The organism is Pseudomonas sp. UYEF17 (assembly GCF_040546125.1).
Taxonomy (GTDB): Bacteria; Pseudomonadota; Gammaproteobacteria; order Pseudomonadales; family Pseudomonadaceae; genus Aquipseudomonas; species Aquipseudomonas putida_Z.
The window spans coordinates 92,936-105,207 of the sequence record NZ_JBEPNE010000003.1 but is presented as its reverse complement, the minus strand read 5'-3'; the positions used below and the strand labels follow the sequence as shown (position 1 = coordinate 105,207).

General features: G+C 61.6%; 6 protein-coding genes. 1 reads left to right on the top strand and 5 read right to left on the bottom strand.

Annotated features, from left to right (window positions below):
- Positions 1-35: 35 nt before the first annotated feature.
- The 5 genes from ABIB24_RS05850 to ABIB24_RS05830 all read right to left on the bottom strand — a co-directional run bounded on the left by ABIB24_RS05850 (position 36) and on the right by ABIB24_RS05830 (position 7,719).
- Complete coding sequence (locus ABIB24_RS05850; protein WP_003258023.1) at positions 36-770, bottom strand: amino acid ABC transporter ATP-binding protein; 735 nt, start codon at positions 768-770, stop codon at positions 36-38.
- Positions 767-1,438, bottom strand: coding sequence for an amino acid ABC transporter permease (locus ABIB24_RS05845; protein ID WP_075046155.1), 672 nt, complete (start codon positions 1,436-1,438; stop codon positions 767-769). Before ABIB24_RS05845 ends, ABIB24_RS05850 begins: the two co-directional genes overlap by 4 nt.
- Complete coding sequence (locus ABIB24_RS05840) at positions 1,439-2,185, bottom strand: amino acid ABC transporter permease (protein WP_025340399.1); 747 nt, start codon at positions 2,183-2,185, stop codon at positions 1,439-1,441.
- Positions 2,186-2,327: 142 nt separating this feature from the next.
- On the bottom strand, positions 2,328-3,245 hold the full coding sequence (locus ABIB24_RS05835; protein ID WP_013973968.1) for a glutamate/aspartate ABC transporter substrate-binding protein: 918 nt from the start codon (positions 3,243-3,245) through the stop codon (positions 2,328-2,330).
- Between the two features lie 319 nt (positions 3,246-3,564).
- Positions 3,565-7,719, bottom strand: a complete 4,155-nt coding sequence (locus ABIB24_RS05830; RefSeq protein ID WP_354316216.1) for an NEL-type E3 ubiquitin ligase domain-containing protein — start codon at positions 7,717-7,719, stop codon at positions 3,565-3,567.
- A 211-nt stretch (positions 7,720-7,930) separates the two neighbouring features.
- Between ABIB24_RS05830 and ABIB24_RS05825 the strand changes: the two genes are divergently transcribed.
- Entirely contained in the window at positions 7,931-12,259 is a 4,329-nt protein-coding gene (locus tag ABIB24_RS05825; RefSeq protein WP_354316215.1) for an NEL-type E3 ubiquitin ligase domain-containing protein, read from the top strand.
- The last annotated feature ends 13 nt before the right edge of the window (positions 12,260-12,272 follow it).

Genomic DNA, 12,272 nt, shown 5'->3' with positions numbered 1-12,272 from the left:
AGGGCAGCGGCGCCGACCGCTTCAGTGAAGCAAAATCAGTGTTGCAGGATCTTGCTGAGGAAGTGCTGGGTACGCTCGTGGCGGGCGCTCGGGTTGCCGAAGAAGTCTTCCTTCTGGCAGTCCTCGATGATGTTGCCCTTGTCCATGAAGATCACGCGGTTGGCTACCTTGCGGGCGAAGCCCATTTCGTGGGTCACGCACATCATGGTCATGCCTTCGTGGGCCAGTTCGACCATCACGTCCAGTACTTCGTTGACCATCTCCGGGTCCAGCGCCGAGGTCGGTTCGTCGAACAGCATGACGATCGGGTCCATCGACAGGGCACGGGCGATGGCCACGCGCTGCTGCTGGCCGCCGGACAGCTGGCCGGGGTGCTTCTTGGCGTGGGCACCGAGGCCGACACGGTCGAGCAGGGCCAGGCCCTTCTTGGTCGCTTCCGCTTCGCTGCGGCCAAGCACCTTGCGCTGGGCAATGGTCAGGTTCTCGGTGATGGACAGGTGCGGGAACAGCTCGAAGTGCTGGAACACCATGCCAACGCGCGAACGCAGCTTGGGCAGGTTGGTCTTGGGGTCGGCGATCGAGGTGCCGTCGACCACGATGTCACCTTTCTGGAACGGCTCCAGGGCGTTGACGCACTTGATCAGGGTGGACTTGCCCGAGCCTGACGGGCCGCATACCACCACCACTTCACCCTTCTTGACCTCGGTGCTGCAGTCGGTCAGTACCTGGAAGTCCCCGTACCACTTGTTGACGTTCTTGATGGAAATCATACGGTGATCCTTTTTTGCAGGCGCTTGACCAGCCACGAAGCGGAGAAGCTGATGAGGAAGTACACGACACCGGCGAAGATCAGGAACTCATGGGAGCGCCCGATGATGTCGCCGTTGGAGCGTGCCGAGTTGAGGAAGTCCACCAGGCCCACGGTGTATACCAGCGAGGTGTCCTGGAACAGGATGATGCTCTGCTGCAGCAGCAGCGGGGTCATCTTGCGGAAGGCCTGGGGCAGGATGATCAGGCGCATGGTCTGGCCGTAGGTCATGCCCAGCGCCTGGGCGGCGCCCATCTGGCCCTTGGAGATCGACTGCACGCCGGCGCGGACGATTTCGCAGAAGTACGCGGCCTCGAACATCATGAATGCCACCACGCAGGAGGTGAAGGCACCCACCGGGGTGTCCTCGCCGGTGATCCAGCGCAGCACGAACGGTACCGCCAGGTAGAACCAGGTGATGACCAGCAGCAGCGGGATCGAGCGGAAGTAGTTGACGTAGGCGCCGGCCACGTTCGACAGCAGCTTGCTCGACGACAGGCGCATCAGGGCCAGGATGGTCCCCAGCACAATGCCGCCGACCACGCCCATGACCATCAGCTGCAGGGTCATGACCATGCCTTCCCACAGCGCAGGCAGGGCCGGGATGATTTCGCTGAAATCCATGTCCATTTATTTGCCCCCTACGGAAATCAGGCCGGGCACCGAGACTTTCTTCTCGACCATGCGCATCAGCAGCATCAGGCCCATGTTCAGGGTGAAGTAGATCAGCGTGGCCAGGGTGAAGGCCTCGAACAAGTTGGCCGAGAATTCGGCGGTCTGCTTGGTTTGTGCCAGCAGTTCCATCAGACCGATCAGCGACGCCACCGACGAGTTCTTGAACACGTTCAGGAATTCCGAGGTGAGCGGCGGAATGATGATCCGGTAGGCTTGCGGCAGCAGCACGTTGGTGTAGATCTGCGACAGGCTGAAGCCCATGGCACGGGCGGCGGCTTCCTGGCCGCGGGGCAGCGCCTGGATGCCGGTACGCACCTGTTCGCACACGCGGGCGGCGGTGAACAGGCCCAGGCAGATGACCACGCTGATCAGCGCCGAAGTGGTCGGGTTGAGGTCCTGCTTGAACCATTCCTGCAGGCCCTCTGGCAGCAGGTCCGGCACCAGGAAGTACCAGATGAACAGCTGCACCAGCAGCGGTACGTTGCGGAACAGCTCCACGTAGGCGGTGGCGATACCTGCTACCACACGGTTCGGCACGGTACGCATGACACCGAGGACCGAGCCCAGCAGCAAGGCGATGATCCAGGCGGAGATGGCGATGGCGATGGTCCAGCCCAGGCCGGTGACGTACCAGTCCAGATAGGTTTCGCTGCCCACGCCGGTGGACTTGAAGAACACGCCCCAGTCCCAGTTGTAATTCATCGGGATTTCCCCTCAGACGATTGTTTCACGGGCACCTTCGAGCATCCGAGAGCGCTTGGCGCCCTCGGATGAAAGGTTAGACACTAATGAGTGGCCTGCAGTATTGATTGGTGCTGTTGAGCACCAGGCCACTATCTGAGAGTCAGGACTTCTTCTCGTCCGCAGCCTTGTCGGTCGGCTCGGCGATCAGTTTCTTCAGCTCGTCGCTCATCGGGAACTGCAGGTTCAGGCCCTTTGGCGGGATTGGCTGCTGGAACCACTTGTCGTAGCTCTTGTTGACTTCGCCCGACTTGAAGTAGCCGACGATGGCGTCATCGACCGCTTTCTTGAAGGCCGCGTCATCCTTGCGCACCATGCAGCCGTAGATTTCGTACGATTGCGGGGTACCGGTGATGACCCAGTCCGACGGTTTGCGAGCCTTGGCCATTTCGCCGGCGAGCAGGGCGTCGTCCATCATGAAGGCCACGGCGCGGCCGCTTTCGAGCATGTTGAAGGCTTCACCGTGGTCCTTGGCGGAAATCACGTTCATCTTCATCTGCTTGTCGGCGTTCATCGCCTTGAGGATGCGCTCGGAGGTGGTACCGGCGGTGGTCACCACGTTCTTGCCGGCCAGGTCCGGGAAGTCCTTGTATGCCGGCTGACCGTCCTTGACCTTGGTCAGCAGGCGGGTACCGACTTCGAAGATGCCGACCGAGAAGCCGACCTGTTGCTGGCGCTCGACGTTGTTGGTGGTGGAGCCGCACTCGAGGTCCACGGTGCCGTTCTGCACCAGCGGGATGCGGGTCTGGGAGGTGACGAGGTTGTAGCGGACCTTGATGTCCGTGCCCAGCTGCTTCTTCAGGGCGTCGACGACAGCCATCTGGATGTCATGCGAGTAGCCCACGGGCTCGGGCTTGCCGGCCAGGTAGGAAAACGGGATGGAGGAGTCGCGGTGGCCCAGGGTGATGGTGCCCGAATCCTTGATCTTCTTCAGGGTGCCGGTCAGTTCTTCGGCCATGGCCGGCGAAGCGATCACAGCGGCCGCGATGGCGGCGCCCAGCAATTGACGAACGATGCGCATCAAATTTTCCTCGACGTGTTTGTTTTTTTTATGGAGCCGTTGGCGGACTCTTCGTTCAACGAATACAGAAGTAAACGATTGCATTCGGCTACCAAGTGTAGAGCATGAGTCGTGCCAAGCCCTGTGTTCGATGATAACGCCGCGAATTTGCTGGGAATCAATCTTTTTTGACCATTGTATGACGGTGAGTTGCGTGCGCATTTCCGAACGAATTGTTTTCGGCCATTCGGAAATCCGAACGCATATCTCGTCACACGCTGCCGCTACCAACCCGGTCAGGCGCCGGTCCAGGCAACCTGACCGGGGCAGCGTTCGAGGATCAGCGCTGAAGCGGGCGGTCCACGTCAGCCGACCTGGAACGTGCCCACGCTTCGGCCGTCAAACGGCGCATCAAGGTTGATTCTTCTGCCGCCAGTTCGTGCATCAGTGAGCTGGCGCGTTCTTCGTAGTCGCCTTCCTGGCCCGCCGTGGCCTGCGCTTCGAGCGCTTCCATCCGATCGTGGTAAGGCCCGGTCATCGCCTCGAAACGCTCCGCATAGGTTTCACGCAGGTAGGTCTGCCAATAGGGGCGGACGGCGAGCGCATCCAGCATGGGTAACGTCTCGTAGGTGCCCAGCACTTCCAGTTGCGCATCGTTCAGGTCTGCGGACGTCACATGCGCGTACGAAGCGAAATGCATTTCATCGGGCGGTACTGGCAGGTCGAGGGCGTCTGCAAGGCGCAAGCGATAGAACAGGCGGACTTCGATTTCATCCGGCCTGCGCCCTGCCTGGCGCAAGCGCTGGACATGGCGATTGGCAATGGCATCCAACAGGTCGAGACGATGCAACTGCTCCCCCAGGTGCAGCAAGCTTGTTTCTCTCATCGCAGCAGGTACGCCTTCGACGCCCTGATAAGCCATGACGCCGACTTCCATCTGGTTGAGCATCAGCAGCAGGCGGTCATCGCAGCTGCGTGGTCCATCGGCCTCGCGAAACAGCTGTTCACGCAGTGCTTCGTTGTTTTCGCAAGCTTCCAGGATATGCCAGGCGCGCCGACGATAATGGCGAGGATTGTCCTGGAAGTCCTCGCTTTGGGCGAAGTCGGCCAGGAACCGGAACATGCTTGCCGAACCAGGCTCTTCGATCAGGCGGTCCCAGGCTGCCTCGCGTTGAGCGCGCAACAGCTCGTTTCTGGAGGCTACCCAATTGGCGCGGGTGTCCTCGTCGACCACCCCGTGGGTGTAGCTGGCGCTGCCCCTGCCACCGGCATCGGTGACGCCGCGCGCTTCGTCGAGATATTCGATACTGCTTTCGCTCAAGGGGTTGTCGTGCAGGTTGAGGCGCTGCAGGCGCAGGCGCAGCCCGCGCATTTCCCGCTGTAGCTCGCTGATCCTGTTGTCGCGCAGATCGACATGGGCGCGCATCGTTATCAGCTGGTGAATCTGGCTGATGTCTGCCTGGCCCGTGGCGCGCAACTGCAGGTCACGCACATGCGGCAACGCGGACAGGTCAGGCAACCCATTGAGCGGGTTGTAACTCAGTATCAGCGTATCGAGGCGTTGGAGTTGGGCCAGGCGGTTGCTTGCCGTCTGGTCCAGCGTGATCCGGTTGTTGCCAAGGTTCACGCGTCGGAGCTGGGTAAGGCTTTCGATACCCTCGGGCACCTGGGTCAGCCGGTTGCCGCTGAGGTCCAGATCGACGATGTTGGGAAAACGCCTGAGGAATTGGGCATCGATGTGTTCCAGATGCATGTCGCGCAATGTCAGGCGGCGCACATGCCCGTATTCGATGCCGGCTGGCAACGCTGGCAGGGTCGGTACGGACTCGCCGTCTATGAACAACTCGTACTGGTCGTTGCCATCCACCAGCTTGCGCCGCCAGCTGCGGCGAAGGGCATCGACGATACGGCGGCGACGGATGGCGTCGACCGGCGACTGCCAGTCGGCCTGCCAGGCCCGTAGCGTCTCGCGTAGTTCGCCAAGCTGGCGTTGCAGCATCTGATAATGGCTCCACAGGTTTTCGCCTCGCTGACGCACGGCGTTCAGGTAGGCGTCCAGTTGCAGTTCGCTCAATGTCGGGAAGATCTGATGGATGCCTTGGCGAATGGCCTGCCGGCTGCTTTCGCCGCCACCGCTGAGTGGGTATCCAAGCCTTCCATCGGCAAAGCGCCTGGGCGGCCGCAGATTGGCACCGATACGGGGTAGCCCGAGGATTTCCGCCGTGCGTTGCCGATCCTGCACCGCGGCCACAAGGAGTTGCTGACGGAGCTGCCTGGCCTGCAAGTTGCGGTTTCCAAGCTTGGTTTTCTGCTGCTCGTCAAAGGTGCGCAGTACCGTTTCGAGCAAGGTACCGCTGGCCAGGTGATTCGCGTCATTGGCCAGCCTGTAGCCGTCTGGTTGTCGCACGATGATCGACACCTGGCTGTTCTGCGTATCTGGGCTTGCATACAACAGGCGACCTTTCTGGTGACCTTCACGCAGTTCCACACGCAATGCGGCCGGCCAGGGTGCTTGGCGCTCGATCAGCCCCATCACCAGTTTTTCGCTGTCGGCTGTACCCAGCGCCGCCAGGCGCATGCCAAGGCAAGCCCGGTCGATACGGCTGTCCCGCTCATACCAGCGGGCACGTTCCGCCATGCCCAACGGCACACGCCCGCTTGCCTGGAGTTTTTTCAGCTGTGAGGAGCTGCTGTGCTCGATGATTTCCTGGGCGCCCCTCGGTGAGAGGTACCTGAAGGCATTCATCAATGTTTTCTGCTCATCGGAAACAGCCTGGCGCCGGGCGAGCAATTGCTCCTCGAAGGCCGCGCCGCGTAACCCTGGGTGGTCGGTATGCAGTGCAATACGTTCGTGGATGTCGAGCAGCCGCGCTGGCGGCGGGGCGTGTTCCAGGCACAGCTGGCGTAACTGCTCCGTGGAAAAACCGGTGACATCCTGCAGCATGCTGGCGCTCGACTCCTGAAGTTCACCCAGGTGGTTGCCTTGCAACCCCTGCAGCAGTACCGACGCGTTTTCCTCGGCTGGGAAGTAGTGAGGAGAGCGAGCCAGTTTGACTTTGCCTTCAGGAAGCGGCCTTGGCGCCAACCCATCGACAAAAGGTACCCGCCGTATTGCCTTTATCGCGCCTGCGCTGGCACCGGCGAACACCAGGCCCTGGGCCACGGTGAACAGGTGATCCAGAGCCCCTTGGCGATCACCCAGTTGCCAGTCCTGATAGCCTTCGTAGACCTCGTCCAACAGTTGCGCAGCGCTAAGCACCAGCATCAGGTCGCCTACGACGGGCACGACGAATGCAATCAGCCCCAGCAGGTCCAGCCCTGCGCCGAGCATGGCCTGCAAGCGCCTGTGCCTGCTTAGACGGTCTTCCTGATCGGTCGCTACGGCCAGGTAGGCGGCATCGTCGAAGATCCTGGTAACCAGCAAGGCCTGCACGTGGGCGAACACATCACCACTCACGGCGAGGTTGCGCCCGTCAAGTTCCGGGGCGTGCTCCTTCTGCGATGCAGCCAAAGCCCGCGAGAGCGCCTGGTCGAACTCGCTCCTGTCCTGCGCCTTGATGAAACGCCGCAGAAAGGTCTGGAACGACCGATGTTCGAGGCGCCTGGCAAGGTCGTCGTAGAGCTCGCGCCACGAGTCGTAGAAACGCAGGCTTCGGTCAGGGTCATCAGGGATCCAGACGATAATCTCATCGAGGGCGGAATCTGGCAGCGGTCGCCATTCGAGCGCGATGATGCCGACCATGCACTTGCCCAGCAGATACAGTTGGCGCGGGATCAGGCTGCCTTTGTCATGCGCGGGCTGGGCAGGGGTAGCAAGCACTGATAGCAACCGCAGCAGATCCTGCTCATCCAGCTGGCCCTTGAGCCTGCCTTCATGAAGCGCAGCTCGCATGCGCGAACGAATACCGCGCTGAAACTGCTGTTCCACCTTGATTCGCGCCTGATCCGCTGGTTGGCCTCGGCCTGCTCTGGGTTTGAGGATGCGGTTCAGAAGGGCTTGGTATCGTCCGCCGATGTCCAGCGTGCGGCACAGGCTGGCAAAGCGCTCGAACGTCATCGCCAGGCGCCTGCCCTTTTCGTCCACCAGATGCGCCTTGCGCTGCCACCAAGGCTGGGTTTCGTGTGCTTCGAAGTTGTGTAGCGCGGCGGCTAGCAGGCTCTGTCGTGTGGTGTGAGTGATGCTGGGTTGGTAAAGCTTTTCTGCAGCAGAGGGCAACTGAAACGCTTCGCTGATGACCACGTATGTAGACCGAGGGTCGATCTCGCCAAGCCCTTCTGCAAGCAAGGCGCCTTCGAGCAGAGGGACGGCGAACTGTTCAATATCCGGTATCGAGGCAAGCAGATGCTTGAGGCTGTCGGCTGCCTGTTGCTGTTCGCTCAAGGCTTCGCGATAGGCTTCACGGTGCTGTGCGTCCGCGCGGGTCAACCAGTCAGGAAGCTGCTGCGCGATCAGATGGTCGATGGAGTCGGACGGAATACTTTCGATGGGCGGCACGTGGTGATCTCCGGGGCTGAAAAAGCCACCAGAGCATCACGCTGGGAACCCGGCTTGGCGGTAGATAGTGCTGCGCTGAGCTGCCTGTGGTGCCGCCAGGGGGCGATGACGGCCAGCCGGGAAACCAAGGTTCGATCCATGAGCATTATCTAGTGCCCATGCCCGGTGCGCAGGTGTTGAGGTGGCCGCCCATTGCCGCTGGAGACACCACATGACATCCGTTGATTTCCCCCCTGACTCGGTCGATACGCTGATTGCCCGCCAGTTGCCCGATTGGCTCACGCATGCCCCAGCCGACCGGCGGAGCACTTTCCTGAAGGCCTTGCGCAAACAGGAACAGACCACCCACAACCTGGGCGAGGTGCTACACAAGATTCCATCGCTGGAAGCGTTTGCCCGGCAACTGCTTACCGCTGGCCTGCAGCAAGCCGGGGTCAGCAATGAGCAGGCGTGGCGTTGGCAGGTGTTCCAGCAGGAATCGGAGTTCCAGCCATCCGTGCAACCGGGGATACGCAAGGCATACCCTGTCAGTTGGTCTACACGCAATTTGTTGACCGCCGCGCTGCACAACTATCACGTAAACGAGACAAAGGCTGACTCCCTGCGAAAAGCCTATTTCCTGGACGGGAATGGCAGGAGGCTGCCATTGAAGTTCGAGGTGTTCGCGAAGCTGTGCAGGCAATTGGACGTGGGTGGAAGATACCAGGCCAAGCTCGATACCTGCCTGAAGCCGAGTGATCCTCAAGGCGCCGCGCCGGGGCAGGCCGAGCGCGAGATACACAAACTGTTCGAAGACAATCAGCGCGCGCATTTTCAGGTCGCTGTGTACATGGCTTTGTTCAAGGGCGCGTTGGACGAACGCAGCTACCTGCAACTGTTGCCCGTGTTGGCTGAAACCCCGGTGGTGCCGGCAGTGCCCCAGGTGACCACGGCGCGGCAGCTCTATCTGCTGGGGAAATGCATCCGCGGTGTAGTGACCCTCGAAGTGGCACAGGCAGGCGGGGAGGGTATAGAGGGGGTCATTGCCTGGATTCCCGGCGATCCGATCACCCCTGTCGCTCGGTTTGCCACCTGGCAAGCGCTATACGTTGCACTGGCCGTTCGTTTGCAGAGCCCGGGCTACCGTGCATTCTTCGCTCGGTTTGTCAGTGAGCGGGACCGAGGCCGCTTCTTTACCCTGTTGACCGAGCGCCTGGCGAAGAGGGCGGGTTCGGCTATCGAACTCGACGGTCGCCACCTGGCTGTCAATGAACCGTTGTACGTACACCTGCGACGCTTGCAGATTGGCAAGATCTACGACGATGCCCGACTGCTCGCCGTGCCCACGGGCGATGAAGACCAGCAGGCGCGCAACGAGCGGTTCAATGCCTATGCATCACTGGGGTTGGACCTGCTCAACCTGGCGGGCCTGTTCGTGCCGGTGCTTGGGGAGGCATTGCTGGCGGTGGCTGCGGTGCAGGTGGCTTCTGAAGTCTATGAGGGCTACCAGGACTGGCGTATCGGGGATCGCGAGGGCGCGCTGGACCACCTTTTTGGTGTGGCGGAAAACGTCGCCACCGGTCTGCTCCTTGCCAAGGGCGGCGCGGCAGTGATCCAAGGCTTGAAGCGAGTCGCCTTCGTCGATGGCCTCGTACCGTTATCTGATGGCCTGGGCAAGGTAAGGCTGTGTTCGCCAAATCTCGAAGGATATGGCGTGGATGCTGCCGAGGCGAAATTGGCCGACGCTGGGGGCGCTTCCGATTACCGTCTGCTGCGCAGTGAAGAGTCGGCCTTTCAGGTCTGGGACGATCCGCAGGACGGGATACCGCGTATTCGTCACCCGGACCGCGCCGAGGCATTTGCGCCGTGGGTGGAGGACAACGGCGGTGGTTGGCATCATGCGCTCGAGCAGCCACAGCGTTGGCAGGGCGCTGCTCGCCTGATGCGGCGCCTGGCGGCGAGCCTGGCAGAATTGCCTGATGAAACGGCGCACCAGCTGTTGCAGATCACCGGCCTGAAGCTGGAGCAGCTTCGCCGGCTGCGTGTGGAGAATGCTACGGCTCCGGGCCGTTTACTGGACGCTTTCGAGTTCCATCAATTGCATGAGCAGATGCCATTGTTACGGGGGGCAGCGCTTGATCGCGTCTTCACCGAGCGCCAACCCAAGCCCAGTGCCGAGGCAGCTGCCGTGCTTGTGCGTGACTTCCCCACGTTGTCTGCGCACGCGTTGGACGAGTTGCTTGGCCAGGCTTCTGGTGTGCAACTTGATAACCTGTCCCAAGGTCGGCGAGTACCGCTGGCGCTGGCGGAACGTGCGCGCTGGCTACTGCATGACACTCGTCTCGATCGGGCCTGCGCCGGCGTGCGCCTGCTGCGCGCGGCCAATGCAGACAGCGAGGCCTTGGCGTTGGGGCTTGTATCGGAAACCGCCCCGTGGCCGGAATCGGTTCGCGTGGAGCTGCGTGAGGCGCAGGTAAACGGCCGGCTCTTGATGGCTTTCGGTGCCGAGCAAACTGCTGATGTGCGTTGCATCGTCAGAGGCGAGCAGGGATACCATCTTGCTGACGCTGCCGGGCGGAACCTGGAGCTATCACAAGTGTTGCTGCGCCTGCTCGAGGACGATCAGAAAGGGCTGCTCGGCGGTATCGAAGGGGAGCAGGGCCTGCGTGATTCCCTGGCTACCCTGGCCGCTGCCGACCGTGAACGGGCCGCGCGGCTGATCGGCTTGGCGCCGGTCGGGCAGGGATTGCGCCCGGTGCACAGATTTGCAGACGGGCGTATCGGGTACCCTCTCAGTGGCCGTGCCGAAAGCAGCCGGCAGGCAATCAGAAGCGGCATTCACCAGGTATTCCCGACGTTGACCGATGAGCAGATGGACGCTTACCTGGCGGAGCTCATGCAACACTCGACAGGGCTATGGGAACACTTCAGCCAGCTCCAGCAGCAGCTTTCCCGGTTGCGGGAGGTGTTGCATGGCTGGTGCGCCGAGGCTCCAGGTGTACTTGAGTATGCCAGGCGACGCCGAGTGGCCCGGCAGGTACGGCGATGCTGGCGGCGGAAAATAACCAATCACGCCGGCGAATATGTTCTGACAATCGACGGAGAGCATCTTGGCTCCCTGCCAGCACTGCCCGCTGGGCTGGATTTCGGACACGTCAGCAGGCTGGTGCTGCGCAACATGAACTTGAGCGAAGTCGGTGCAGACTTCCTGTCACGTTTCGGCAACCTGATCGAGTTGGACCTCGCAGGCAATCGTCTCGAGCAAGTGCCTGTCGGGCTCGAGCGACTGTCGCGTCTGCTGCGTTTGAACCTTTCCGGCAACCGTATCGTGATGAATGTCGCCAGTGAACGGCGCCTGGCCAGCCTGGGGCGGCTGGCGATGCTGGACCTGAGCCACAACCCGTTGGGGCGCGCGCCTGTGCTGACCGGCTTGCACCAACTTACTGATGTTCGGCTGCGCGACGCAGGCCTGGAGACGACGCCCGCGGACGTGATCCTGCGTGGGCATGTGGACTTGAGGGAAAACCGTATTCGCCAGTTGCGCCAGGAACTGAACGGCTTGGGCGCGCGATTGCAATCGTTCAGCCTGCATGACAACCCGCTCGATGCCCAGGGCGAGGCCGCGCTTGATCGGGCTGCCGGTGTTGACCGCGCTGGCAGCAGGGGTGGTGGCTCGTTCCGCCATCGTGCTGTTGACCAGGCTGTCCGCGATGCCTGGGTCGGCAAAGACGGCGCATTGAAAGCGCCCAGGGCCGCATTGTGGGAGTCGTTACACCAGGAGCCCGATGCGCAAGGGCTGTTCCAGTTTCTTGCGGACTTTCTCGACAGCGACGATTTTCATGAACATCCCGGTTATTTCCGTAAACGCATCTGGCGCATCCTTCAGGCATGCGAGCAACATGAACAGCTGCGGTTGCGGGTGTTTGCCGAGGCCTCGTCCCCCCGCACCTGCGAAGACCAGATGCTGTTGATTCTGGAGCAACTGGAGTTGAGCTTGCTGGCGGAGCGGGTGAGCAGCCGAGTTCCAGCGGCGGAACTGGAAGAGGGGCTGGTTCGTCTGGGGCGGCAACTGGCTCGCCTGGATGCCGTCGACCGGTTCGCCGCCGCGCATATCAGGCAGTTGCGCAGAGGGGATGCGTCGATCGTGGACGATATCGAAACGAGGCTTTTTTTCAGGCTGCGCCTGCGGCAGCCGCTGGACCTGCCCATCCTGCCGGACACGATGCACTTCGAAGATTTCGCCAACGTCACCGAGCAGGATCTGCGCAGCGTTCAAAATAGTGTGCTGGAGATGGAAAACCGAGAGGACCTGATCGTCTCGCTCGCCCAGCGCCCGTTTTGGGAGGTGCATGTGCGCCAGCGTTACCCGGATCGTTTCGACACGCTGCGGCAGCGCTTCGACCTGCGCCTGGAACAGATCGAGGCGGACCTGGCCGCGCAGCGCATCGATGAATGGACCCATGTACAACGCGGCAGGACGGTCATGAGTGATTATCAGGTTGCCGAACGTGACTTGATAAGCACGTTGGCCAGGGAAGCTTATGACCGGTTGAACCTGTGACTGCAGCGGTTAC

Bases quoted from the DNA above. Each gene is read 5' to 3' on its own strand.
- ABIB24_RS05850 (WP_003258023.1), bottom strand. From the start codon at position 770: ATGATTTCCATCAAGAACGTCAACAAGTGGTACGGGGACTTCCAGGTA.
- ABIB24_RS05845 (WP_075046155.1), bottom strand. From the start codon at position 1,438: ATGGACATGGATTTCAGCGAAATCATCCCGGCCCTGCCTGCGCTGTGG.
- ABIB24_RS05840 (WP_025340399.1), bottom strand. From the start codon at position 2,185: ATGAATTACAACTGGGACTGGGGCGTGTTCTTCAAGTCCACCGGCGTG.
- ABIB24_RS05835 (WP_013973968.1), bottom strand. From the start codon at position 3,245: ATGCGCATCGTTCGTCAATTGCTGGGCGCCGCCATCGCGGCCGCTGTG.
- ABIB24_RS05825 (WP_354316215.1), top strand. From the start codon at position 7,931: ATGACATCCGTTGATTTCCCCCCTGACTCGGTCGATACGCTGATTGCC.